The organism is Microbacterium sp. F01 (assembly GCF_056156365.1).
Window position 1 is genome coordinate 3,833,641 of the sequence record NZ_CM149592.1, and the last position, 24,761, is coordinate 3,858,401.

The window sequence follows — 24,761 nt, forward strand, 5'->3', positions numbered from 1 at the left end:
CGAACAGTCGTCGAGTCTAGCCGACGGAGTCAGAGGCGGCGGAGCACTGCGGCCACGCCGCCCTCGTGCACCGAGTCGGTGATCTCGCCCGCCGCGTCCCGCACTTCCTGCGGGCCCTGCGCCATCGCGACGGCGCGGCCGCCGTTGTCGAGCGCCCAGCGGAACATGCCGACGTCGTTTCGTCCGTCGCCCATCACCAGCACGTGCGCGGGGTCGATACCGAGCTCGGTGCGCACGAGCTCCAGGCCGGTGCTCTTGTCGACGCCCTTCGGGGCGATGTCGAGCCACGCCGTCCAGCCGACCGCGTACGAGACGTGGTTGAGGCCGATGCGCTTGACGAGGTCGACGAAGTCCTGCTCGCCCTTGTCGGGCGAGACGACGACCACGCGGCACACCGGCTGCGCGCCGAGTTCCTCGAACGGCACACGTCGAGCCTGCGTGAGGTTCCAGTCCTCGAGGTACTCGGTGTACAGGCGCCGCCCGTCGGCGAGCTCGACGAGGTAGCGGGCATCGGGCAGGTGCACGCGCAACTGCTCCAGCACCTCGCGCGGGTCGAAGGTCTCGACATGCCAGCGGTCGTAGCGCAGCTCGTCGGCCTCGACGCGCTTGAGCACCACAGCGCCGTTGGAACAGACCACGAACTCGGGCGCGATGCCGAGCACGCGCACGATGCCACGCGTGCCCTCCCAGCTGCGTCCGGTCGCGACCATCACCTCGTGGCCGGCGCGGTGGGCGTGCTCGACGGCGTCGACGACGCCGGGGCTCAGCGATTCGTCTTCGAGGAGGACGGTGCCGTCGATGTCGAGCGCGATGAGCAGCTGCTCGGTTGCGACGGCGGGGTTCTCGGTGTCGCGCGCCACCTGCTCGACGATCTTCGCGGCCTTCTTCGGCGCGACGACCTTGATGGAGCCGGTCTTGGGCAGGTGCGCTTCGCTCACGCGATCGGCTCCATCACCTCGAGTCCGCCGAGGAAGGGCCTGAGCACCTCGGGGACCGTGACGGATCCGTCCTCACGCTGGTGGGTCTCGAGCAGCGCGACGATCCAGCGGGTGGTCGCGAGCGTGCCGTTGAGGGTCGCGACCGGCTGCGTCTTGCCGCCCCCGGGCCGGTAGCGGATGTCGAGCCGGCGCGCCTGGTATGTCGTGCAGTTCGAGGTCGAGGTGAGCTCGCGGTACGCGTTCTGCGTGGGGACCCAGGCTTCGACGTCGTACTTGCGGGCGGCGCTCGAGCCGAGATCGCCGGCGGCGACGTCGATCACGCGGTACGAGAGGCCGAGGTCCTGCAGCATCCCCTCCTGCATCGCGACGAGGCGCAGGTGCTCGGCCTCCGCCTCCTCGGGCGTCGTGTAGACGAACATCTCGAGCTTGTTGAACTGGTGCACGCGGATGATGCCGCGGGTGTCTTTGCCGTACGAGCCGGCCTCGCTGCGGTAGCAGGTCGACCAGCCCGCGTAGCGCTTCGCGCCGCGCGTCAGGTCGAGGATCTCGTCCATGTGGTACCCGGCGAGGGGCACCTCGCTGGTGCCGACGAGGTAGAGGTCGTCGTCTTCGAGGTGATAGACCTCGGCGGCGTGCTTGCCGAGGAACCCGGTGCCGCGCATCACCTCGGGACGCACCAGCGTCGGCGGGATGATCGGCGTGAAGCCGGCCTGCAGCGCGCGGTCGAGTGCGAGGTTCATGAGCGCGATCTCGAGCCGCGCACCGATGCCCGTGAGGAAGTAGAAGCGGCTGCCCGACACCTTGGTGCCGCGCTCCATGTCGATCGCGCCGAGCTTCTCGCCGAGCTCGAGGTGGTCGCGCGGCTCGAAGCCGAACGCCGGAACGTCGCCGTGCGTGCGCAGGGTGATGAAGTCGTCCTCGCCTCCGGAGGGCACGCCGTCGATCACGATGTTCTCGAGGACGCCGAAGGCCTCGGCGGCGGCCTCCTCCGCGGCGGCGACCGCGTGCTGGGCCTGCTTCACCCGCTCGCTGAGCTCCTTGGCCTCGGCGACGAGTGCCGCCTTCTCCTCTTTCGGCGCCTGCGCGACCTTCTTGCCGTGCGCGTTCTGCGCCGCGCGGAGCTCTTCGAAGGCGGTGATGGCGGCGCGTCGCGCGCGGTCGGCCTCGACGGCGGCGTCGACGGTGTCGGGTGACTCGCCCCGCGCTTCCTGCGAGCGCTTGACCAGCTCGGGATTGTCGCGAAGCAGCACGGGATCGATCACCCTGCAAGCTTAGTCGGCGACCGCGAACCGGCACCCGACCAGGTATCTCCACGTCGTTTGCGCCCGGGGACCCCTCCGGGTCCTAATCTGTACTTCATGGCGGCGGCATCCGGATCCAGCGACGGCGATCGCCCCGACGACCTCACTCCCCACCCCGCCGACAAGATCTACGCCGACGGCCCCGACACCTCCGAGCTCGATCTCGCCGAGGTGCAGGAGGGGATGACGGATGCTGCGCCCCCGGCCTCCGTGTCATCGTCCGGTGCCGACGCGCCCGACCCCGAGAAGGCCGCCGAGCCCGACGACGTGATCCGCCAGCCCGGCGACGTCGCGCCCGACTCGGCCGAGGACGGGAGCGGCCACGCGCGTCGCGTCGGCCAGGAGGGCGCCACCCGACCGATCTCGGAGAACGGCGAGCGCCCCTCGCCGAAGGCGGCGCTGGTGTACAACCCGATCAAGGTCGACGCCGCCTCGCTCCGCGACACGGTCACCCGCCTCGCGGCGCAGGCGGGCTGGTCGGAGCCGCTCTTCTACGAGACGACAGTCGACGACCTCGGCGACGACGTGACGCGTCAGGCGCTCGAGGAGGGCGTGGACGCCGTGCTGGTCGCGGGCGGCGACGGCACGGTGCGCGCGGTGTCGGAGGCGATGAGCGGCACCGGCGTTCCCCTCGCGATCGTCCCCAGTGGCACCGGCAACCTGCTGGCCCGCAATCTGAAGCTCCCTCTCACCGAGCCCACCGCGATGGTGCAGGCGGTCTTCGACGGCGACACCCTCGCGATGGACGTCGGGTGGACCGAGCTCGCCCGCCCCGACGGCACGACGGCCGAGCACGCGTTCGTCGTGATGGGCGGCATCGGGCTCGACGCGGCGATGATCGCCAACACGAACCCGCAGCTGAAGAAGACCGTCGGCTGGGTCGCGTACGTCGACGGCGCGGCACGGTCGCTGCCGAACGCGAAGCCCTTCCGCGTCGTCTACGAGCTGCCAGGACACCGGCTGCACTCGTCCCGCGTGCAGAGCGTGCTGTTCGCGAACTGCGGCAAGCTGCCGGCCGGCCTCGACCTCATCCCGGAGGCATCGGTGGCGGACGGGTCACTCGACATCGTGATCTTCCAGCCCAAGGGCCTGTTCGGCTGGCTGTTCGTGTGGCGCCGCGTCGCCTGGGACAACAGCTTCCTGCGACGCTTCCGCGCCGGCCGCCGCGTGCTGTCGCTGCGAACCAAGGACAACTCCGTCATCTACTCGAGGGGCGCGGGGATCGAGCTCGCGACGCATGAGCCGCGTCCCGTGCAGCTCGACGGCGACGAATTCGGCGAGGCCCTCTCGGTCAAGACCCGGGTCGCGGCCTCGGCGCTTCTCGTCGTGGTTCCCAAGGGGCACACGACCGACGACCTCTGACGAGACAGACGCGCGCCCGCCTGTCAATGCCGGGCGCGCGCGACGGCCGGCGGGCGAGGATGGGGCCATGGCCAGCCCGTCGATCGTGTGGTTCCGCGATGACCTCCGCCTCGCCGACAACCCCGCGCTGCGCGCGGCGATCGACCGTGGTGAGCCGATCATCGCCCTCTACGTGCTCGACGAGGAGTCGCCCGGAATCCGCGCGCTCGGCGGCGCCGCACGCTGGTGGCTGCATCACTCCCTCGCCTCGCTCGACGAGAGATTGCGCGAGCGCGGCGCGACCCTCGTCCTGCGGCGCGGCCCGGCTGAGCGCGTCGTTCGGGAAGTGGTGACGGATGCCTCGGCCGGCGCCGTCTTCTGGAACCGGCGCTACGGCGGTCCCGAGCGCGAGATCGACGCCGCGCTCAAGGCGGGGCTGCGGGACGAGGGCGTCGAGGTCGGCTCCTTCGCGGGATCGCTGCTGTTCGAGCCGTGGACCGTGAAGACGGGCGCCGGAACGCATTTCTCCGTGTTCACGCCCTTCTGGCGCGCGTGCCTCGCGCTGCCGTCGCCTCGGGCACCTCTGCCCGAGGCGCGCGAGCTCGACGGCGTGCGCCGGGGCGCAGCATCCGACTCCCTCGATGAATGGGGACTGCTCCCCCGCAACCCGGACTGGGCGGGCGGGCTGCGCGAGACGTGGGAGCCGGGCGAACCCGCGGCACGACGGCGTCTGCGCGAGTTCCTCGACGACGACCTCGCCGTATACGACCGCGCGCGTGACGAGCCGGCGGCCGGTGCGACGTCGCTGCTGTCGCCGCGGCTGCGGTGGGGCGAGGTGAGCCCGTTCACGGTGTGGCACGAGACGGTCGAGGCAGGGCATGGCGGACGCTTCCTCTCGGAGCTCGGCTGGCGCGAGTTCGCGTGGCACACGCTGTTCCATTTCCCCGCGCTCGCGACGAAGAACCTCCGGCCGGAGTTCGACGCGTTCCCGTGGCCCCGGATCAAGCCGACGCACCTCGCGGCGTGGCAGCACGGGCAGACGGGCGTCCCGCTCGTCGACGCGGGGATGCGCGAGCTCTGGACGACCGGCTACATGCACAATCGCGTGCGGATGGTCGCGGCGTCCTTCCTCGTGAAGAACCTGCTCATCGACTGGCGGCGCGGCGAGGAGTGGTTCTGGGACACGCTCGTCGACGCCGACGAGGCCAACAACCCGTTCAACTGGCAGTGGGTTGCGGGCTCCGGTGCCGACGCGGCACCGTACTTCCGGATCTTCAACCCCGAACTGCAGGCGAAGAAGTTCGACGCCGACGCACACTACGTGCGCGAGTGGGCACCCGATGCGCTCGGCGACGACGCCCCCGAGCCGCTCGTCGATCTCGGCGAGACGCGCAAGGCCGCGCTCGAGGCCTACGAGCACGTCAAGCGGGCCGTGCGCCGCTGAGCGCGCGGCGCGGGTTACGTCCCGTGACGGAATTCCGGAATGGGATGCTGCGCCCCGCGGTTGCCGCCGTCATGACCACGATCGGAATCATCGGTGCAGGACACATCGGCAGCGCGCTCGCCCGCGCCTTCTCGGGACTCGGCTACGACGTCGTGATCTCGAACTCTCGCGGACCCGAGAGCCTCACGGGACTCGTCGACGAACTGGGACCCCAGGTCAGCGCGGCGACCGCCGTCGACGCGGCCGCGGCTGCGGACATCGCCGTCGTGACGGTGCCGCTCAAGGCGCTGAAGGACGTCCCGGTCGAGCCGCTCGCCGGCAAGATCGTGCTCGACACGAACAACTACTACTTCGAGCGCGACGGCCGCATCGACGCCCTCGACCGCGGCGAGGCCACGACGTCCGGGCTCCTCCAGGAGCACCTGCCCTCGTCGAAGGTCGTGAAGGCCTTCAACCACCTGTACGCGTCCGACATCAACGCCGGCGGGCTCGCCGCCGGCGACCCGCAGCGCCGTGCCCTCGGCACCGCGAGCGACGACGCCGATGCGATCGAGTTCGTCACCGGCGTCTACGACGCGCTGGGCTTCGACACCGTGAGCGCGGGTCCCCTGAGCGAATCGTGGCGCCTCGAGCGAGACCGCCCCGCGTACGTCGTCGCGCAGACCGCCGGCGAGCTGCGCGACAACCTCGCCAAGGCCAACCGCCTGCCGTAACCCTGCCCAGTGGGGGCGCTTCTTGGCGAGTCGCCACGAAGCCCACCCACCAGCGACCGATTCCGGCGACTCGCCAAAATCGAAGATCCGGAATGCGGATGCCGGGGCGCGGGGTTGCAGAAGACGATGAGCACTGCGACCTCCGCCCCGGCCCTGTCCGTTCTCGACCTCGTTCCGGTGCGCACCGGGCAGACGAGCGCGCAGGCGGTCGCGGCATCCCTCTCCCTCGTGGATGCGGCGGATCGACTCGGCTATCGCCGGTACTGGTTCGCCGAGCACCACAACATGCCGGCAGTCGCGTCGACGACGCCGCCGGTGCTCGCGGCGGCGGCCGCCGCGCGAACGTCGCGCATCCGGCTCGGGTCGGGTGGCGTGATGCTGCCGAACCACTCCCCGCTCGTCGTCGCCGAGCAGTTCGCGGCCCTGGAGGCTCTCGCGCCGGGTCGCATCGATCTCGGGCTCGGGCGAGCGCCCGGATCCGACCCGGTGATCACGCAGCTGCTGCGCCAGAGCGGCACGACGAGCGACGTCGAGCGGTTCCCCGACCACGTGCGCGACATCCTCTCCCTCGTCGCCCCCGACGGCGCCTCGCTGCGATTCACGTCCGGCGGCACCTACGACGTGCACGCGACGCCCGCCGCGACGACGACACCCGAGGTGTGGCTGCTCGGGTCGAGCGACTACTCGGCGCAGCTCGCCGCGTCGCTGGGTCTGCCGTACGTCTTCGCGAACCACTTCTCGGGCGAGGGCCTCGAGCGCGCGCTCGACCTCTATCGCTCGGCGTTCGTGCCGTCGGAGGCACTCCCGGCACCGCGGACCTTCCTCACCGCGAACGTGCTGGTCGCATCGACGCAGGATGAAGCCGAGGAGCGCGCCCTGCCGAACCTGCGCATGACGGCGCGGCTGCGCACCAACAAGCCGCTGGTTCCGCTCGAGACGGTGGAGCACGCCCTCGCGAACGCGGCCGACTTCGCCGGCCTGGGCGACACGTTCATCGCCTCGGCCCGCGCGAAGTGGTTCGTCGGCACGGCGTCGGCCGTAGCATCCGATCTCCGCTCCTTCGCCACGAAGCACGGCGTCGACGAGGTGATGATCTCGCCCATCGCGGGGTCGTACGAGAATGAGCCGATGGATGCCGCACCCGGCCGCCTGCAGACCCTCGAGCTGCTGGCCGCCGAGCTGGGGCTCTAGTACCGGGCGCGGCCCTGCTGCCCACCGCAGAAGTCGGCGGAATGGGATCGCCCGGCGTGCACTCCTGAGCGAAGTCCGGACAACGCGGGATCGCAGAACTCGCAGCGTGCGAAGTCCGGACTTCGCACCCACCGTTGACGCCGGCCGAACCCACGCGTTCGAACACACCCCACCGAAGTCCGGACAAGCCGGGCATGAGACGCCCCGAGAGCGCCGAAGTCCGGACTTCGCACCTGCGCTGGCCGGTGGTTGGGCAGGCTCCGAACGCCGGGTCTTAAGTCCTAGTCCTGAACTTCGGGCTCCCCGGAGATGAGACCCCGCAACCAATCGCGCGCCTCGACGAAGACGTCGTCGGCGTAGCGCTCGGGATAGCGGACGACGGTGCGGTCGGCACGCGGATACGACCCGAGGAACGTGACCCGGGGGCTGAAGCGGCGCAGCCCCATCAGGGCGTCGGCCATGCGCTCGTCCTCGAGGTGCCCGTCGGCGTCGACGACGAAGCGGTACCGGCCGAGTTCATCGCCGATCGGGCGCGATGCCAGGAGCGAGAGGTTGATGCCGCGGGTGGCGAACTGCTCCAGCATCTCGAGCAGGCCGCCGGGGTGGTCGTCGGGCAGCTCGACGATGAGCGAGGTCTTGTCGGCGCCGGTCGGCGGCGGGGGCACGACGGTGCGGCTGACCAGCACGAACCGGGTGACGGCGTTGGGATTGTCGCCGATGTTCGAGGCGAGCAGCTCGAGCTGGTGGTGCTCGAGGATCCCGGGCGGCGCGATCGCCGCGTCCGCGTCGCTCGATCCGTCGAGGAGGCTCATCGCGCTCGCGACATTGCTCGCCGCCGGCACGTGCGCGTGCGCGGGCAGTGCGGCCGAGAGCCACTGCAGGCACTGCGCGTAGGCGACCGGGTGCGCGGCGATGAGCGAGACGTCCTCGAGTCGCGCGCCCGGGCGCCCGACCAGCACGAACTCGACCGGCACGAGGTATTCGCCCACGATACGCAGCCCCGGCACGGTGGCGAGGGCGTCCTGCGCGGTCGACACACCGCCGTCGACGGAGTTCTCGATCGCGATCATCGCGGCGTCGGAGCGGCCGTCGACGACATCGGCGAGCGCCTCGCCCACGTTGCGCACGGGACGCCATTCCTGGCCGCGGGCCTCGGGCACCTGGGCGAGCGCCGCCTCGGTGAACGTGCCCGCGGGCCCCAGGTAGCTGTACGTGCGGCGGACGGGAACGGATGCCTCGGCGGAGGCGACCTCGGAAGTCACGCGTGCCAGCCTAGCCCGGGCCATGTCCGCCCGATCCCGTGCGCAATTCAGGATGAACGCGGTGCGACATCCAGCCAGCCCGCGGAAATCCGGGAGCGCCGCCGATCCCACGCCGCGCTCATCCTGAATTGCGAACCGGGCACCGGCGTCACGGATCGTGCACGGCGGGCCGAGGACGGGCAGACTGGGACGCATGACTCGCGCAGGACAGCCCGCCGAAGCATCCGACCTCATCGACATCGATGAGCTGATCGCCGCTTATTACGACGTCAAGCCAGACCCCGCCGTCCCCGAGCAGCGGGTCGCGTTCGGGACGAGCGGTCACCGCGGCTCGTCCCTGTCGGCCAGCTTCAACGAGAACCACATCCTCGCCACGACGCAGGCGATCGTCGACTACCGGCGCTCTCAGGGCATCGAGGGCCCGCTCTTCCTCGGCCGCGACACGCACGGTCTGTCGCTGCCGGCCGAGCGCAGCGCCATCGAAGTGCTCGTCGCCAACGGCGTCGACGTGCGGGTCGACTCGCGGGACTCATGGGTGCCCACCCCCGCGCTCAGCCACGCGATCCTCACCTTCAACCGCGGGAAGGATGCCGCGGATCCCACCCGCGCCGACGGCATCGTCGTGACGCCCAGCCACAACCCGCCGCGCGACGGCGGCTTCAAGTACAACCCGCCGAACGGCGGCCCCGCCGACACCGACGCGACCGGCTGGATCGCGAACCGCGCGAACGAGCTCATCGCGGCCGGCCTCGAGGGCGTCGCCCGCACGCCGTTCAAGGACATCGACGGCGACAAGCTGGGCGAGTACGACTTCCGGGACGCCTACGTGCGCGACCTCGCGAACATCATCGACGTCGACGCGATCCGCTCCGCCGGTGTGCGCATCGGCGCCGACCCGCTGGGCGGCGCGTCGGTCGAATACTGGGCGCTCATCGCCGAGGTGCACGGCCTCGATCTCACGGTCGTGAACCCCGACGTCGACCCGACGTGGAAGTTCATGACGCTCGACTGGGACGAGAAGATCCGCATGGACCCGTCGTCGCCGTCGGCGATGGCCGGGCTCATCGGCCGCCGCGAGGAGTACGACATCCTCACCGGCAACGACGCCGACGCCGACCGCCACGGCATCGTCACGCCCGACGCCGGCCTCATGAACCCCAACCACTACCTCGCCGTCGCGATCGACTACCTGTACTCGCACCGGCCGGATTGGCCGACGGATGCCGCGATCGGCAAGACCCTGGTGAGCTCGATGATCATCGACCGCGTGGCCGAATCGCTGGGCCGCGAACTGCTGGAGGTTCCGGTCGGGTTCAAGTGGTTCGTGCCTGGGCTGCTGGACGGATCGGTCGCCTTCGGCGGCGAGGAATCGGCGGGCGCGTCGTTCCTCCGCAAGGACGGCTCGGTGTGGACGACCGATAAGGACGGCATCCTGCTGTGCCTCCTCGCATCCGAGATCCTCGCCGTCACCGGCAAGACGCCCTCGCAGCGCTACGCCGAGCTCGAGGCCGAGTTCGGCGCTTCGGCGTATCAGCGCGTGGATGCTCCAGCTTCCCCTGCGCAGAAGGCGGCGCTCGGCAAGCTCGCCCCCGAAGCCGTGACCGCGACCGAGCTCGCCGGTGAGCCCATCACCGCGAAGCTCTCGCACGCGCCGGGCAACGGCGCCGCGATCGGCGGCCTCAAGGTGCAGACCGAGCACGCGTGGTTCGCCGCCCGCCCGTCGGGCACCGAAGACGTCTACAAGCTCTACGCCGAGTCGCTGCGCGGCCCCGAACACCTCGCGCAGGTGCAGGCCGAGGCCCGCGAGGTGGTGTCGGAGGCGCTCGCGGGCGCCTGACCGCCGCCACATACAGCGACGCCCGGACCCGTGCGAGGGAGCGCACAGGTCCGGGCGAGGGGTTCGAGCCCGGGGCAGCCGGTCAGGCGCGGTTGACGCCGCGGCGGCGCGTGAAGAGCACGTAGAGACCCAGCACGACGATCGAGCCGAGGATCGAGCCGATGATGCCCGACGGCTGCAGGAAGCCGCCGTTGGGGTCGCTGCCGAACAGCAGGAAGCCGAGGAAGCCGCCGACGAACGAGCCGACGATTCCGAGGACGATCGTCAGCAGGATGCCCATGCTCTGCTTGCCGGGGATGATGGCGCGAGCGATGAGACCGGCGATGAGGCCGATGAGGATCAGGCCGAGAATGGTCCAGAGCATGTTTCTCTCCTTCTGTCTCGTGGACGCCGCGGGGGGTGCGGTGTCTCGTATGAGATGACGAAGACGCTATCGCCGCGCTTCCCCACGCGGAGGCCTCTACCGCTCGAGCCTCGGGAGCGGTACATTACGCGTCCGCGCAGTGGGCAAACGCTTTCCAAGGATCTGGGCCACAATGGGGCGGTGACCGACCTCACCCTCCGCCTCGACCAGACCGACCTGACCGTCACCGCTGCCGGCGTCGACATCGCGCGCTACGCGTTCGACCCCGGCGGGGAGATCTCGGAGGGACCCAAGCCCTTCCTGCACCCGCTGCGAGCGCTCGACGGCGCGCTGCTCACCGGCTTCCGCCCGTGGGATCACCGGTGGCACAAGGGCCTGCAGATGACGTGGACCCACGTCTCGGGTCAGAACTTCTGGGGCGGCAACACCTTCCGGCCGGAGCACGGCGACTACGCACTCCTCGACAACGTCGGCAGCATCCGCCACGACGCTTTCACCACGGTCGCTGACGCCGGATCCGAGGTCGCGTTCACCGAGGAGCTCACGTGGATCACGCAGAACGGCGAGGAGTGGATCACCGAGACTCGCACCCACCGCTTCCACGGCGTCGACACCGACCGCGGCCTCTGGGTGCTCGACTTCTCGACGACGCTGCGCAACGTCTCCGGCCGCGAGCTCGAGCTCGGCAGCCCGACGACCGAGGGACGCCCCGGTGCCGGCTACACCGGCTTCATGATCCGGATGCCTCGGGCGTGGACCGGCGGCCGTGTCCTGGCGGGCGGCTTCCCTGACGACGCCGGCGACGACGGCGTCATGGGCCGCGTCGCGCCGTGGGTGGCCTTCTCGGGCCAACACGACGACGTCGACGGCGGTGCCACGATCCTCGCGTTCGCGGGCACGTCGACCGGTGCGCCGCCGATCCGCTGGTTCGTGCGGAGCGCGCCGATCCCGGTGCTGGCGCCGTCCCCGTCGTTCGACGAGTACGTGGTGCTGGCCCCGGGCGCCGACGTGTCGCTCGCGCATCGTCACGTCTTCGGCGACCGCGTGTGGACTCCGGACGAGACGCGGGCTCTCGCGGAGGAGCTCGCGCTCGGAGCCCTGCGCCGCGCTCAGGCACGGGTTACTCGGTCGGCGTGATCTCGAGCTCGGCCCGGACGGGCAGATCCCACGCCGACGGGCCTGCGGCGATCGCATACGTGCCGGGCTGCACGCGCAGCGCGCCGGCGTGCAGCCAGTCGTCGACCGTACCCGGGAGGCGCACGGCGTCGTCCCACACGGCGAGGCGCGCGGGCGAGAACGACAGCTCCACGTCGCGGGTCTCGCCGGGCGCGAGCAGCACGCGGCGATAAGCCACGAGCAGTCGCCGCGGCGTCGGCAGCGGGAGGCCCGACGACAGCGCGTACAGCTGCACGAGCTCCTCGGCGTCGCGGTCGCCGGAGTTGCGCATCCGCACCACCGCGTTCACCACGGACTCGTCGGCGCGCGGCGCGAAGCCGGCGTGCCGGTGGGTCGGCGCGGGCGCGGGGGTCGCAGCATCCGTCAGCGAAACCGACTCGTACACGACGGACGTGTACGTGAGCCCGTGGCCGAACGCGAACGTCGGCTCGTCGGGCTGGTGACGGTAGGTCGCACCCTGGCGGAGGGTGTCGTAGTCGAACAGGTCGCCCGCCTGCTCCTCGGTGGCGGGCCAGCTCTGCGAGAGGCGGCCCGACGGCTCACGGTCGCCCGAGAGCACGTCGATCACGCCGTGCCCGAGTTCCTGCCCGCCGTGGCTCGACCATACGACGGTCTCGGCCTCGACGCCCTCGAGCACGTAGGGGTAGCTCGACACGATCGTGAGCACGGCGCGCGGGTTCGCCTCGCGGGCCGCGCGCCACAGCTCGGCCCACGCGGCGGGAAGGCGCAGATGCGGACGATCCTCGGTCTCGCGGCCGTTGAGGTGCGGGTCGTTGCCGACCGCGACGACGACGGCGTCGGCACGCGCGGCAGCCTCGACCACCGCCGCGGCGCCCGATCGCACCACACGCACGCCGAAGCGCTCGGCCTTGTCGAGCGTGACGGCCTCGGCGGCGAGCAACCCCGAATCGCGGAACACCCGCAGCCACCGCCCCGACCCGAGGTGCAGCAGCGACCACGTGCCGTCGGGGTGGACATGCTTGCGGAAGCTCTCCTGCACGACCCATTCGCCGACGCGGGTGGCGTCGGCGCGCATCGGCCACTTCGCACCGGTGAGCAGCAGTCCGCTCGCGTGGGAGCGGAGGGTCAGGATGCCGTCGCCCCAGTCCGTCACGTCGAACAGCGCGTCGCCGGCCGCGGCGTCGCCGGCCGCCTCGACCACCGAACCGTCGGCGTCGGCCACGACGTACCGTCCGTTGGACGATGCCCGGAGCGCGATCGTGTCGGCGCCGGTCACGACCTCGGCTTCACCGAACCGCTCTGCGGCGGCCGCGCCGATCCCGACCGCATACGGCGGGGTGCCGGCGTACCAGTCGGTGAGCACGAGGTCGGCGAGCGGGCCCACGACCGCGACCCGTGACGCCCGGGAGAGCGGCAGCACGCCGGCGTCGTTCCGCAGCACGACGACCGAGCGCACCACCGCCTCCCGAGCGAGTTCACGGGCTCCGGGCGCGTCGATGGCGTCGACGCCGATCCCCGCGTACGGGTCGGCGTCGCCGTCGAACTCGCCGGTGCGGAGGCGCAGCTCGAGCAGCCGCAGCACCGCCTGGTCGACGTCGTCCGCGGTGAGCAGGCCCTCGGCGAGCGCCTCCGTCACGTACCCGATGGTGGGAGCGGCGTTCGCGTCGTTGTCGGTGAACGAGTCGAGCCCCGAGGTCACGAGGGCCGCCGCGGCGTGCACGTGGTCGGGCTGGGTGCGCTGCGTGGTGACGAGGAAGGTCGGGGCGCCGGCATCCGACACCACCGCGATCGACTCGTCGGACCACGTCCGGGCCTCGGCGACGAGCTCGGGCTGCGTGTGCGCCGGGACGCCGTTCACGCGGTTGTACGCGAGCATCATGCCGCCCGCGACGCCCTCCTCGATCGCCTGCCGGAAGGCGGGCAGCTCCTCCTCGTGGAGCGTGCGCAGCGACATCTCGGACGACGTCGTCGAGCGGTCGGTCTCGTTGTTGTAGGCCAGGAAGTGCTTGAGCGCGGGCACGGTGCGCCACACGCGCGGGTGGTCGCCGCGAAGCCCCCGTGAGTACGCGGTGCCGAACACCGCGGTCACGTGCGGGTCTTCGGAGTAGCCCTCCTCGTTGCGGCCCCACCCCGGGTGACGCAGCGTGTTGACGACCGGCGCCCAGACGTTGAGGCTCACCAGCGGGTTCTCGGCGCGCTTCGCGCGCACCTCGATCGCGGCGACCTCGCCGACCTTCTCGACGAGCTCGGTGTCCCACGTCGCGGCGAGGCCGACCGGCTGCGGGAACACCGTCGCACGCCCGAGCCACGCAGCACCGTGCAGCGCCTCGCATCCCGTGTGCCACGCCGCCACGCCGAGCCGCTCGACCGCGGGCGCGGCCTGGTGCAGCATCGCGATGCGCTCGTCGGGTGTCAGCCGGTCGAGCAGGTCGCGAGCGCGGGTGGCGAGCGGCTGGTCGACCTGCCGGAACACGGGCGTCTGGTCGTCGGGGAGCGTCATGGTCGCAGCATCCGTGATCGTGTCAGTCATCGTGCGGTCTCCTCGTCGAGTTGGATGCGGATCTCTCCGGATGCTGCGGCCCGGGCGATCCTCTCCCCCACCTGCAGCGCCCACGGGGCGTGCGCGTCGTCCGTCGACGCGATGACCGTGGCGCCCTCGCGACGCACGCGGAACGTCGTCGCTCCGACGCCGTCGATGGATCCCTTGGCGTCGTGGCCCGGCACCCGGGTCTCACGGTCATAGCCGTCGGGCAGCTCGAAGCACCGCAGCGTCACACCGTCCGACCAGTCGTAGTCGGGGCGGCTGTCGTCGGCGCCGAAGGGCAGCACGGTGCCCGGACGCACGCGCAACGGCACCGAGTCGTAGCCGTGGGTCTCGGAGACCCACCGGCGGCCGTCGACGATGGATCCGTCGAGGAGCGAGGTCCACTCCCCCTCGGGCACGTAGTACTCGACACTGCCGTCGGCGGTGAAGATCGGGGCGACCAGCAGCGCGTCGCCCAGCATGTACTGGGTGTCGGCGTCGAACCCGGAGCGGTCGCCGGGGAACTCGAGCGCCATCGGGCGCATCATCGGGGTCCCGCAGCGGTGTGCCTGTTCGGCGGCACCCGCGAGGTACGGCATGAGCCGCATCTTGAGCTTCGTGAACGCGCGGGCGATGTCGACGGCCTCCTCGTCGAAAGCCCACGGCACGCGCACCGACGACGAGCCGTGCAGCCGCGAGTGCGACGACAGCAGGCCGAAGGCGAGCCAGCGCTTGAACAGGCCCGGATCGGGCGTGCCCTCGAATCCGCCGATGTCGTGGCTCCAGTAGCCGAAGCCCGACATCGCGAGAGACAGCCCGCCGCGGAGGGACTCGGCCATCGACAGGAACGTCGAGTCGTTGTCGCCGCCCCAGTGCACCGGGAACTGCTGCGAGCCCGCGGTCGCCGAACGGGCGAAGACGACCGCGTCGCCGACGCCATGGTGCCGCTCGAGCGCGCGGAACACGACCTCGTTGTAGAGCTTCGCGTAGTAGTTGTGCATGCGGTGCGGGTCGGACCCGTCGTGCCACACGACGCCTTCGACCGGGATCCGCTCACCGAAGTCCGTCTTGAACGCGTCGACGCCCTGGTCGAGCAGGCCCTGCAGCTTCGCGACATACCAGTCCGCGGCATCCGGGTTCGTGAAGTCGACAAGCCCCATGCCCGCCTGCCACATGTCCCACTGCCACACGCTGCCGTCGGTGCGCTTGAGCAGGTAGCCGTTGTCGGCCGCCTCGCGGAAGAGCGCCGAGCGCTGTGCGATGTAGGGGTTGATCCACAACGACACGTGCACGTCGCGCTCGTGCATGCGGGCGATCTGCCCCACAGGATCGTGGAACGCGCGGGAGTCCCACTCGAAGTCGCTCCACTGGTACTCGCGCATCCAGAAGCAGTCGTAGTGGAATACCGACAGCGGGATGTCGCGCTCGGCCATGCCGTCGACGAACGCGCTGACCGTGTCTTCGTCGTAGCTGGCGGTGAAGGATGTCGTGAGCCACAGTCCGAACGACCACGCGGGCACGCGCGCCGGCCGGCCGGTGAGCGCGGTGTAACGGCGCAGCACGTCCTTCGGCTCGGGGCCGGCGATGACGTAGTAGTCGAGGGACTCGCCGCCGACCGAGAACTGCACGCGCGAGTTGACCTCGCTGCCGACCTCGAACGAGACGTTCTCGGGGTGGTCGACGAACACGCCGTACCCGCGAGAGGTGAGGTAGAACGGCACGTTCTTGTACGCCTGCTCGCTGGAGGTGCCGCCGTCGGCGTTCCACGTGTCGACGACCTGGCCGTTCTTGATGAAGGCGCCGAAGCGCTCGCCGAGTCCGTAGACGCGCTCGCCCGGCTCGATGCTGAGCTGCTGGTGCACCCACGTCGGCTTCGTGCCCCCGGCGGCTGTGCCCGCTGTGCCTGCCGTGCCCGCGGTGGCGGCGGTGCCGTTCTTGCCCGTCGTGTCGGTGAAGTGGCCGATCGACCGCGGCAGCGAGCTCGTGAGCACGCGTCCGTCGGCCTCGAGGAAGTCGACGCGCCACTGGCCAGCCGCGCGGCCGACGCGCACCTTCAGCGGGCCGGCGTCGAGCACGCCCTCGTCGTCACCGACGGTGATCGCGGGCCGGAACCCCTCCGCGCCGAAGATCTCGAAGTCGGGACCGCGGTGCACGGCGCCCGCGTGACGCTCGACCCGCACCTTGACGACGCCCGGCGCCGGCGCCGAGAAGGTCATCGTGAGCATCGCGCGGTTGAGGGTGTCGCCCCGATCGCGGATCGCGGCGGTCGGCGCGTACACGGTCATCGTGCCCGCCGCCTCGTCGACGCGGATGTCGTCGACCTCGACCGCGTACAGCGGGGCGAGGCCGGGCCGGGTCAGCCAGTAGCCATCGGTGAACTTCACTCTGCGTGCCTTTCGATGAGCACCATGGCGGCGCCGGGGGCGAGCGTCAGCTGCGCCTCGACGTCCGCGTCCGACAGGAGATCGTGGCGGCGGCCGGGCAGCGTGACGCTGCGGTCCCGTTCGCCGTGGTTGAGGAGGAAGAGGGCCTCGCCGCGTTGCACGGCCTCGACGTCGTCGGGCAGCACGCGGTCGGGGGTGACGCCGGCGACGCCCGCGGCGTCGAGGGCGTCATCGAGCACCGCGGCGAGCGCGTCGTCCGAGACGACGGCGCCGAGATACCACGCCGTGCCGTCGCCGACGCGGTGGCGGGTGATCGCGGGAGCGCCGGCGAGGTGACCCGCACCGAACCGCGCGAGCACGGTGGCGCCGTCTGCGCGAAGCCGTTCGCCGAGGACGGATGCCTCGGCCGCCGCGGGGGCGGTCGCCCAGGTGTGCTCCACGACGAGCGGGGTGAGCGCGTCGGGAAGACCGACCCACTCCTCGCCGCTCACGCCGAGCAGGTCGCGCAGCAGCACCGGCGAGCGCCCGGTGAGTATGCCGGCGTTGCCGTCCGACACCCCCGAGAACGGGCCCACCACGAGGCTCGCACCGCGTTCCACCGCCGCACGGAGGGTGGCGGCGGCATCCGTCTCCACGATGTACGTGTGCGGCACCAGCACCGCGGCGTATGCGGAGAGGTCGGCGCCCGGACGCACGAGGTCGACCGCGATGCCGCGGCGCCACAGCGCGCGGTGCCAGCGCTGCACCTGCTCGAGCGTGTCGAGGCGCTGCGTCGGGCGACCGGGCTCGTCGGCGGCCCACCGCGACGGCCAGTCGAAGAGCAGGGCGACGGATGCTGCGACCCGCCCGCCGACCACGGACCGCAGTCGACGCAGATCGGCGCCGAGCGCGCACGTGGTCTCGAAGACCTCGGTGTCGGCGCCGGCGTGCGGCAGCATCGCCGAGTGGAAGCGCTCGGCGCCGGTGCGGGCCTGACGCCACTGGAAGAAGCAGATCGCGTCGGCTCCGCGGGCGATCGCCTGCAGTGAGTCGAGGCGGGCGCGGTCGCGGCTCTTGGGCAGGTTGTGCGGGCGCCACGACGTCGCGCTGACGGCCTGCTCCATGAGCACCCACGGCCGGCCGCGGCCCAGCGAGCGCATGAGGTCCTGCACGAGCGCGATGTCGGATGACGACGTGGCGGTGGCGTGGTCGGGGTACTGATCGTCGGCGACGACATCGACGTCGCCGGCCCACTCCCACAGGTCGGTGAGCGGCTCGAAGCCCATGAAGTTCGTGGTGACGGGCTGGGTCGCCCCGGCCCTGCGGATCGCGTCGCGCTGCTCGGTGAAGACGCGCTGCAGCGCCCACGACGTGTATCGGCGGAAGTCGAGCGACTGCGCGGGGTTCACGAGATACGGCATGCGCCGGGGCGGCACGACCTCGTCGAAGTCGCGGTAGCGCTGCGACCAGACGAGAGTTCCCCACGCATCGTTGAGCGCGTCGATGGAGCCGTACCGCTCGCGCAGCCACAGCCGGAACTCGCGGGCCGCCTCGTCACCGAAGTCGATCTGGCCGAACTCGTTGCCGACGTGCCACATGCGAACGGCAGGGTGAGCCACGTAGCGCTCGGCCAGGGCGGTCGCGATCGCCAGGGCGTACTCGCGGTAGACCCGCGAGGCCGGCGTGAACTGGTTGCGCGACCCCGCGGCGAGGCGCACACCGTCGGGGTTCACCGGGAGCGTTTCGGGATGAAGGATGCCGAGCCACGGCGGGGGCGACGCGGTCGGGGTGGCGAGGTCCACGGCGATGCCGTGCGCGTGCAGCAGGTCGAGCACCTGGTCGAGCCACGCGAAGTCGTACTCGCCCGGCGACGGCTCGAGGCGCGCCCAGCTGAACACGCCGACGGTCACGAGGTTGACGCCGGCCCGGACCATGAGCTCGGCATCCTCCCGCCAGACCTCGCGCGGCCACTGCTCGGGGTTGTAGTCACCGCCGAAGCAGATGCCGAGGTCGCGGGTGATCTCGGAGAACGCGTCGATGCGGCGCGGGTCGGAGATGGTGGCCATGGAGCGGGGAACCTCTTCGCTGAGTTTCGATCGGGCGGTCATGGGATTGTCGGCGAGAAGGGCGTCGAACTTTCGAAGCGCTTCAACACTGAGAAGGTATACTACGAGGGTGACGATGTCCACGCGCCGCGATGATGCGGTCCCGCCAGCCCTCTCCGAGGCCCTGCACGTGCTGCGCGCCTCGGCGCCCGCGGCGCGATGGCTCGAGGCGTATCCGGTCGGCAACGGAGTGCGGGGTGCCATGTGCGCGGGGCACGTCGGCGGCGAGCGACTGTGGCTGAACGACATCACGGCGTGGTCGGGGCACGCGGACGCCGACCCGCTGGACGGGGTCACGGCCCGCGGTCCGGAGGCGCTCGAATCGGTGCGCGCCGCGATCGACGCCGACGACATCGACGCCGCCGAGGAACTGCTGCAGGGCATGCAGGCACCGTGGGTGCAGGCGTACCTGCCGCTCGGGTGGGTCGATCTGACGGTGGAGACGGATGCTGCCCCACCCGCGCCCGCGCCCGCGGTTCATGCCCGGCGCCTCGAACTCGCTACCGGCGTCGCAACGCACCAGTACACGCTGGGCGATGTGGAGGTGCGCCACCGCACCTGGGCGGATCTCGTGACCGGCGCCGTCATGCACGAGGTCGCGGCGAGCGAGCCGGTGCGGGTGCGCGTCCAGGTCGGGTCGCTGCTGCGCCCGCGCTCGGGGCCGCGGTCGGCGGGCGGCGACCTCGCCACCGAGTGGTGGCTTCCCGTCGACGTCGCCCCGGGCCATGAGGACCCCGCCGAACCCATCCGCTACGACGAGGAGCACGGCCGCCACGGCGCGATCGTGGTGCAGGCCCGCGGCGCCTCCGAGGTCGTCGACGGGGCGCTCGTCGACGCCTCCGCGACGACCCACCTGTTCGCGATCGCGACCGCCACTGCTCCCTCGCTGCCCGGCGACCCGGCCGACGGCCGCGATGCCGAGGGCCACGCCGCGGCGCTGCTGCGCGGCATCCGTGGGTCCTTCGATGTGCACGCGACCGCCGCCGACCTGCGCACCGCGCACGAAACGGCGCACGGCGAGCTCTATGCGCGTTGCGCGCTCGAACTGCCGGTGGCGGACGAGATCGCGGAACTCGACACAGTGGCCCGCATCGACCGCGCGCAGGAGCACGACGACCCGGCTCTCGCCGCCCTCATGTTCCACTACGGGCGGTACCTGCTCATCGCGTCGTCGCAGCCCGGCGGGCTGCCGGTCACACTGCAGGGCCTGTGGAACGCGGAGCTTCCGGGTCCGTGGTCGAGCGCGTACACGCTCAACATCAACACCCAGATGGCGTACTGGCCGGCCGAGACGACCGACCTCGCCGAGTGCCACGAGCCGCTGCTGCGGTTCACCCGACGGGTCTCCGAGACGACGGGCCCTGTGGTCGCCCGCGAGCTCTACGGCGCGGACGGCTGGGCCCTGCACCACAACTCGGACGCCTGGGCGTTCGCCGCGCCCGTCGGCGCCGGCCACGGCGATCCGGCCTGGGCGAACTGGTCGCTCGGCGGCGTGTGGCTCGCGCTGCACCTGTGGGAGCACTACGCGTTCGGCCGCGACCGGTCGTACCTGCGCGACGAGGCCTGGCCGGTGCTGGCGTCGGCCGCCGCGTTCGCGCTGTCGTGGATCCAGACAGACGGCGAGCGCGCGTGGACGAGCCCTTCGACGTCACCCGAGAACCACTACCTCGACGCCGAAGGCCGCGAGCGCGGCGTCGCGGTGTCGGCCACGATGGACGTCGCGCTGCTGCGAGAGCTGGCGAGTGTGTGCCGCACAGCCGCCGCGATGCTCGACCTCGACGACGCGTGGATCGCGGAGCTCACCCGGCTCACCGACGCCCTCCCCGACCCGCAGGTGTCGGCGCGCGGCGACCTCCTCGAGTGGGACCGCGAGCGCGTCGAGGCCGAACCCGAGCACCGCCACCTTTCACACCTCGTCGGCCTGTTCCCGCTGGCGCAGATCACACCGGACGCGACGCCGGGCCTTGCGCGCGCAGCATCCGCGTCCATCCGTCTGCGCGGCCCGGAATCGACCGGCTGGGCGCTCGCCTGGCGGGCGGCGATGCAGGCGCGTCTGGGCGACGGCGAGGCCGTCCACACGCAGCTGCGCCTCGCGCTGCGTCCGGCGGAGTCCGGCGCCGGCGAGGAGCACCGCGGCGGCCTCTACCCGAACCTCTTCAGCGCCCACCCGCCGTACCAGATCGACGGCAACCTCGGCGTGACCGCGGCGATCGCAGAGGCCCTCGTCCAGTCGTTCGACGGGCCCGCCGCGGCGGCCGCCGAGCCGGTCCGCGTCACGCTGCGACTGCTGCCCGCACTGCCCCCGGCGTGGCCGGACGGCCGGGTACGCGGCATCCGTTCCCGAGGGGACGTGTCGGTCGACGTGGAGTGGGCCGGCGGCGAACTCGTGGGGGCGCGGCTTCGCGCGGGCGCGCGAGCGGTGACAATGAGTGTGCACGGGCCGGACGGTTCGATCGGAACGTACGAGCTCGCACCCGGAACCACACGGGTGATCGAACAAGGAGAGCGGGGGACCTCATGGTGACGATCGCGGACGTCGCGCAGAAGGCGGGCGTGTCGATCTCGACGGTGTCGTACGTCATGAGCGGCAAGCGAGCCATCTCGCAGGAGACGCGCGACCGCGTCGAGAAGGCGATAGACAGCCTCGGCTTCAGCCCGCACGCGGGCGCGCGCTCGCTCGCTTCCCGCTCGACGAACGTCATCGGCCTGCAGGCACCGCTGCGCACCGGCGTCGACGTGCACGTCGTGATGCAGATCGTCACCGGCGTCGTCACCCAGGCGCGCAAGCACGGGTACGACATCCTGCTGCTCGCGAGCGACGACTCGAAGGCGCTGCAGCGCGCGGCGAAGGGGTCGATGGTCGACGCGCTGCTGGTGATGGACGTCGAGTCCGACGACCCGCGCATCGACACGCTGTCGGGTCTGGGGCATCCGAGCGTGCTCATCGGGCTGCCGGCGGGGCGCCGCGCCGTGCCCTGCGTGGACTTCGACTTCGAGGCTGCCGGCTGGCTCGCCGTCGACCGGCTCGTCGCACTGGGACACAAGCGCATCGCGCTCATCGGCTCGCCGCCCGAGGTCATGTCGCGCCACACGTCGTACGCCGACCGCCTGGCCCGCGGTTTCCACGCAGCGTGCGAGGCGAACGGCGTGACGGGCACCGTGCACGCGTGCCCGAGCTCCGCCGAGTCCATTGCCACCGTCGACGCCGTGATGACCGAGGACCCGGGCATCACCGGCTTCTTCGTGCACAACGAGGGCGCCCTCCCCCACGTCGCGACGACGATCGCCCAGCGCGGCCGCCAGCGCGGCGACGAGCCGGCGATCGTGGCGCTGTGCCCCGACGACGTGGCCCGCTCGGTGCCGGGGCTCGCCGACAGCATCGCGGTGCCCGCCGAGGCGATCGGCGCCGCGGCGACCGACATGATCTGCGAGATCCTCTCCAGCGGTGCGAAGCCCGCCGTGCGGCTGCTGCCGCCGGCGCTGACCGGCGCCTCTACGACACCCTGACCGCGGCATGAGGATCGACCCCGACAGCCGCGCCCTCGGCGGCTTCTCGACGTTCCTGACCTTCGTCGGGCTCAACCTGCTCTACATCCTCGTGTGCCTGCCGATCGTCACGATCGGCGCCGCGACGAGCGCACTGTACGAGGTCACGATCCGCTATTCCGACGACGAGAGCGGACGCCCCCTCAAGGACTTCTTCCCGGCGTTCCGCGCGAACTTCGGCCGCGCGACGGTGCTGATGCTGTGCCTGCTCCTGCCCGCCGTGCTGCTCGGGTTCTCGAGCGTGTTCTGGTTCTCGTACCCCGCGCTGTTCGGGGGCGTGGCGGGGGTCGTCGCGGTGATCGGCGCGGTCTACCTCTTCGCCGCGTTCCTCTACGCCATGGCGCAGGTCGCATACCTCACGGCCCCCGTGCGCCAGACGCTGAAGAACTCGCTGCTGCTCCCGGCCGCGGAGCCCGTGCGCACCCTCGGTGTGCTGGTCATCCCGGTGACGGCGGTCGCTCTGACGATCCTCTTCCCGCCCGTCGCGATCCTCGTGGCGACGATCGGCTTCTCCGTCGGCGCCTACGCCACGGCCTTCCTCTTCCGCAGCGTCTTCACCCGCCACGAGGCCTGACCCTTCGGCCTTCGCGGTGACGGATGCTGCGACCCCGCAGCATCCGTGATCCTCAACTGAGGACGAGAGCCCAGCTGCGGACGCATCCCGACGCCGGGATCCTCATCTCGGCGCATCGCCTCATCTGAGGACGCGACGCCCTCGCCTCATCTGAGGACGCGACGCGAGGAACGGAGGCCCCGGCCCGCAGCATCCGTGATCCTCAACTGAGGACGAGAGCCCAGCTGCGGACGCATCCCGACGCCGGGGTCCTCATCTCGGCAGATCTCCTCGGATGAGGACACTGGCGCGAGCGGACACGACGAAGGGCTCGGGATGCAGCATCCCGAGCCCTTCATTCGTGCCGGCGTACTAGCCTGCGAACTCCTCTGCCACGGCTTCGCGCGCGTCGTTCTGCGACTTCGCGTTGGTCATGTCGAAGTCGAGCACCTTCTCGTAGCCGAGCCCGTTCGCCGTCTCGACGAGCTCGTCGCGCAGCGACTCGAACTGGGCCTCGTTCTCGGCGAAGACCATCTGCCACGAGAACTGCTTGATGATCTCCTTGACCTGGTTGCGGAGGGTCTCGATCTCGGAGTCGTCGGCTGGAGCCGCGTAGCTCGCACCCGGGGCGACCAGCACCTGGTTGTTGGTCTGCAGGTACTCCATGGTCGAGGTCGCGCCGCCCATCTTCGCCGACCAGTCGACGGTCAGCGGGTTGGCGATCGAGGCCTGGTACGTCGGCCAGAACGTGTAGCTGTACGGCAGACCCGTCTCGGGGTCGGTGTCGTTCGGGAGCACCGCGCTGAGGTTCAGCGCCGACACGCCGTCGGCGTACTCACCGCCGCCCCACTCTTCGGGAACGGTCGCACCGCCCTGCAGGAAGACCTCGTTGCCGAACTCGGTGAGCTCGGGCTCGCCCGCGTCGTTGACGTCCCACGTGAGACCCTTCGGGCCCGCGGACGCACCGGTCTGGCTGCTGTTGGCGTACGCACCCTCGGGCGAGTAGAGCCAGTCGATGAACGCGGCGATGCGCTCGGGGTCCTCGGCCTTCGAGCCGATCGCGAACACCTGCTTGCCGCCGTACGCCTCGGCGCCGTACGAGAAGATGTTCTGGTCCTGCAGGGGCACCATCTCGAAACCCTTGCCGGCGGCCATGTTCTCCTCGGTGTTGAAGGCGGACTGGCCCAGCCACGGCCACCACGAGAACAGCACCTGGCCGTTCTGGAACTTCGAGAAGAGGGTGTCGTAGTTCTGCGTCGTCGACTCGGGGTCGACGAGGCCGAGCTGGTTGGCGTCGAAGTACAGCTTCAGGTTGCGGATGTACTCGCTGTCGGGGTCGAGGATGCTCTGGTAGTCCGAGCCGTCCGCCTTGGCCAGCACGAAGCCGATCTCGTCGTAGCCGTAGAAGCACGCGGGCTGCTTGGCCGTGACCATCATGTTGCCGTCCCAGTCCTTGAACAGCGAGAAGGCGTACGTGGGCTGGCCGTTGTCGGCGGTGGGGTGCGCGGCCTGCATGTCGGCGAGCACGGGCAGCAGGTCCTCGAGGGTGGCGAGCTCGGGGTAGCCGGCCTCCTTGTAGTAGTCCCAGCGGAGGTAGGGGCCGAAGGTGGGGTTGAGGCCCTCGGACGGCTCGGTGGGCTTGATCGACGAGACGGCCGACGGGAAGCCGTAGACGCCGTCCTTGCCCTCGTTGAGGTGCTCGACCGCGGCGTCGAACTTCGCGAGATTGTCCATCGCGCCGTAGTAGTTCGCCGAGTCCTTGACCAGTCCGCCCTCGATGAGCTCGTCGAGCTTCTCGCCCTTGTCGGTGATGATCAGGTCACCGAGGTCGCCGGCCGCGACCCGCGTGTTGTAGAGCGTGTCACCGCCGCCCGCGACGTTCGGGGCGATGATGTTCAGCTTCATGTTGAACTTGTCTTCGACGATCTTGGCGAACCAGCCCTGCTGGACGCCCATGTAGTTCGCGAGACCGTCGAACACGTCGATCGTGATCTCCTCGTCCCACTTCTCGGGGAACTTGTCGATCGCGCCCTGGTCGTCTCCGCCGCCCGCGCTGCAGGAGGCGAGCGAGCCCGCGGCGAGCAGCGCCACGAGAGCCAGGGACACCTTCTTTCGAAGCGTCATTGCTTTCCTTTCTTGGTG

The 24,761-nt window shown here is 71.0% G+C and carries 17 protein-coding genes; 9 read left to right on the forward strand and 8 right to left on the reverse strand.

Annotation, left to right across the window (positions count from 1 at the left end; translation table 11 throughout):
* Window positions 1-29 precede the first annotated feature (29 nt).
* Complete coding sequence (locus tag ACVN90_RS17685) at window positions 30-938, reverse strand: HAD family hydrolase (RefSeq protein WP_475099508.1); 909 nt, start codon at window positions 936-938, stop codon at window positions 30-32.
* The gene (gene serS / locus ACVN90_RS17690; RefSeq protein WP_475099509.1) at window positions 935-2,200 is read right to left on the reverse strand and encodes a serine--tRNA ligase; all 1,266 of its coding nucleotides are present in this window, start codon (window positions 2,198-2,200) and stop codon (window positions 935-937) included. Before serS ends, ACVN90_RS17685 begins: the two co-directional genes overlap by 4 nt.
* A gap of 96 nt (window positions 2,201-2,296) precedes the next feature.
* Here serS and ACVN90_RS17695 point away from each other — a divergent pair, with 96 nt between their 5' ends.
* The 4 genes from ACVN90_RS17695 to ACVN90_RS17710 all read left to right on the forward strand — a co-directional run bounded on the left by ACVN90_RS17695 (window position 2,297) and on the right by ACVN90_RS17710 (window position 6,928).
* The gene (locus tag ACVN90_RS17695) at window positions 2,297-3,601 is read left to right on the forward strand and encodes a diacylglycerol kinase family protein (RefSeq protein ID WP_475099510.1); all 1,305 of its coding nucleotides are present in this window, start codon (window positions 2,297-2,299) and stop codon (window positions 3,599-3,601) included.
* A gap of 67 nt (window positions 3,602-3,668) precedes the next feature.
* Window positions 3,669-5,024 (forward strand): cryptochrome/photolyase family protein, encoded by a 1,356-nt coding sequence (locus ACVN90_RS17700; protein ID WP_475099511.1) that lies wholly within the window; start codon window positions 3,669-3,671, stop codon window positions 5,022-5,024.
* 71 nt (window positions 5,025-5,095) lie between these two features.
* Window positions 5,096-5,737 (forward strand): NADPH-dependent F420 reductase, encoded by a 642-nt coding sequence (locus ACVN90_RS17705; protein WP_475099512.1) that lies wholly within the window; start codon window positions 5,096-5,098, stop codon window positions 5,735-5,737.
* Window positions 5,738-5,863: 126 nt separating this feature from the next.
* Window positions 5,864-6,928: an LLM class flavin-dependent oxidoreductase gene (locus ACVN90_RS17710; protein WP_475099513.1), complete on the forward strand. Its 1,065-nt coding sequence runs from the start codon at window positions 5,864-5,866 to the stop codon at window positions 6,926-6,928.
* 281 nt (window positions 6,929-7,209) lie between these two features.
* On the opposite strand, the gene pheA is transcribed toward ACVN90_RS17710, so the two are convergent.
* Window positions 7,210-8,190 carry a prephenate dehydratase gene (gene pheA / locus ACVN90_RS17715; protein ID WP_475099514.1) on the reverse strand — a complete coding sequence of 327 codons (981 nt, stop codon included), beginning with the start codon at window positions 8,188-8,190 and terminating at the stop codon, window positions 7,210-7,212.
* A 193-nt stretch (window positions 8,191-8,383) separates the two neighbouring features.
* Here pheA and pgm point away from each other — a divergent pair, with 193 nt between their 5' ends.
* The gene (gene pgm / locus ACVN90_RS17720; RefSeq protein ID WP_475099515.1) at window positions 8,384-10,027 is read left to right on the forward strand and encodes a phosphoglucomutase (alpha-D-glucose-1,6-bisphosphate-dependent); all 1,644 of its coding nucleotides are present in this window, start codon (window positions 8,384-8,386) and stop codon (window positions 10,025-10,027) included.
* Window positions 10,028-10,109: 82 nt separating this feature from the next.
* On the opposite strand, the gene ACVN90_RS17725 is transcribed toward pgm, so the two are convergent.
* The gene (locus tag ACVN90_RS17725; protein ID WP_475099516.1) at window positions 10,110-10,391 is read right to left on the reverse strand and encodes a GlsB/YeaQ/YmgE family stress response membrane protein; all 282 of its coding nucleotides are present in this window, start codon (window positions 10,389-10,391) and stop codon (window positions 10,110-10,112) included.
* A 180-nt stretch (window positions 10,392-10,571) separates the two neighbouring features.
* Between ACVN90_RS17725 and ACVN90_RS17730 the strand changes: the two genes are divergently transcribed.
* Window positions 10,572-11,528: a DUF6807 domain-containing protein gene (locus ACVN90_RS17730; RefSeq protein WP_475099517.1), complete on the forward strand. Its 957-nt coding sequence runs from the start codon at window positions 10,572-10,574 to the stop codon at window positions 11,526-11,528.
* On the opposite strand, the gene ACVN90_RS17735 is transcribed toward ACVN90_RS17730, so the two are convergent.
* From ACVN90_RS17735 to ACVN90_RS17745, 3 genes are read right to left on the reverse strand one after another with little or no spacing between them, the layout of a single operon-like run.
* Window positions 11,512-14,058 carry a glycoside hydrolase family 3 C-terminal domain-containing protein gene (locus tag ACVN90_RS17735; RefSeq protein WP_475099518.1) on the reverse strand — a complete coding sequence of 849 codons (2,547 nt, stop codon included), beginning with the start codon at window positions 14,056-14,058 and terminating at the stop codon, window positions 11,512-11,514. The genes ACVN90_RS17730 and ACVN90_RS17735 overlap by 17 nt on opposite strands.
* Entirely contained in the window at window positions 14,055-16,436 is a 2,382-nt protein-coding gene (gene yicI / locus ACVN90_RS17740) for an alpha-xylosidase (protein WP_475099519.1), read from the reverse strand. The genes ACVN90_RS17735 and yicI overlap by 4 nt, the downstream gene beginning before the upstream one ends.
* Window positions 16,433-18,481, reverse strand: a complete 2,049-nt coding sequence (locus tag ACVN90_RS17745) for a beta-galactosidase (RefSeq protein WP_475099520.1) — start codon at window positions 18,479-18,481, stop codon at window positions 16,433-16,435. The genes yicI and ACVN90_RS17745 overlap by 4 nt, the downstream gene beginning before the upstream one ends.
* 115 nt (window positions 18,482-18,596) lie before the next feature.
* Between ACVN90_RS17745 and ACVN90_RS17750 the strand changes: the two genes are divergently transcribed.
* From ACVN90_RS17750 to ACVN90_RS17760, 3 genes are read left to right on the forward strand one after another with little or no spacing between them, the layout of a single operon-like run.
* A complete protein-coding gene (locus ACVN90_RS17750; protein WP_475102150.1) occupies window positions 18,597-21,044 on the forward strand; it encodes a glycosyl hydrolase family 95 catalytic domain-containing protein in 2,448 nt (815 codons plus the stop codon).
* Window positions 21,038-22,027, forward strand: coding sequence for a LacI family DNA-binding transcriptional regulator (locus ACVN90_RS17755; protein ID WP_475099521.1), 990 nt, complete (start codon window positions 21,038-21,040; stop codon window positions 22,025-22,027). Before ACVN90_RS17750 ends, ACVN90_RS17755 begins: the two co-directional genes overlap by 7 nt.
* A gap of 7 nt (window positions 22,028-22,034) precedes the next feature.
* On the forward strand, window positions 22,035-22,640 hold the full coding sequence (locus ACVN90_RS17760) for a YesL family protein (protein WP_475099522.1): 606 nt from the start codon (window positions 22,035-22,037) through the stop codon (window positions 22,638-22,640).
* A gap of 351 nt (window positions 22,641-22,991) precedes the next feature.
* On the opposite strand, the gene ACVN90_RS17765 is transcribed toward ACVN90_RS17760, so the two are convergent.
* Window positions 22,992-24,743 (reverse strand): type 2 periplasmic-binding domain-containing protein, encoded by a 1,752-nt coding sequence (locus tag ACVN90_RS17765; RefSeq protein ID WP_475099523.1) that lies wholly within the window; start codon window positions 24,741-24,743, stop codon window positions 22,992-22,994.
* Window positions 24,744-24,761 lie beyond the last annotated feature (18 nt).

Bases quoted from the DNA above. Each gene is read 5' to 3' on its own strand.
- ACVN90_RS17710 (WP_475099513.1), top strand. From the start codon at position 5,864: ATGAGCACTGCGACCTCCGCCCCGGCCCTGTCCGTTCTCGACCTCGTT.
- pgm (WP_475099515.1), top strand. From the start codon at position 8,384: ATGACTCGCGCAGGACAGCCCGCCGAAGCATCCGACCTCATCGACATC.
- ACVN90_RS17700 (WP_475099511.1), top strand. From the start codon at position 3,669: ATGGCCAGCCCGTCGATCGTGTGGTTCCGCGATGACCTCCGCCTCGCC.
- ACVN90_RS17705 (WP_475099512.1), top strand. From the start codon at position 5,096: ATGACCACGATCGGAATCATCGGTGCAGGACACATCGGCAGCGCGCTC.
- ACVN90_RS17750 (WP_475102150.1), top strand. From the start codon at position 18,597: ATGTCCACGCGCCGCGATGATGCGGTCCCGCCAGCCCTCTCCGAGGCC.
- ACVN90_RS17765 (WP_475099523.1), bottom strand. From the start codon at position 24,743: ATGACGCTTCGAAAGAAGGTGTCCCTGGCTCTCGTGGCGCTGCTCGCC.
- ACVN90_RS17760 (WP_475099522.1), top strand. From the start codon at position 22,035: ATGAGGATCGACCCCGACAGCCGCGCCCTCGGCGGCTTCTCGACGTTC.
- ACVN90_RS17695 (WP_475099510.1), top strand. From the start codon at position 2,297: ATGGCGGCGGCATCCGGATCCAGCGACGGCGATCGCCCCGACGACCTC.
- ACVN90_RS17735 (WP_475099518.1), bottom strand. From the start codon at position 14,058: ATGACTGACACGATCACGGATGCTGCGACCATGACGCTCCCCGACGAC.
- ACVN90_RS17745 (WP_475099520.1), bottom strand. From the start codon at position 18,481: ATGGCCACCATCTCCGACCCGCGCCGCATCGACGCGTTCTCCGAGATC.
- ACVN90_RS17725 (WP_475099516.1), bottom strand. From the start codon at position 10,391: ATGCTCTGGACCATTCTCGGCCTGATCCTCATCGGCCTCATCGCCGGT.
- ACVN90_RS17755 (WP_475099521.1), top strand. From the start codon at position 21,038: ATGGTGACGATCGCGGACGTCGCGCAGAAGGCGGGCGTGTCGATCTCG.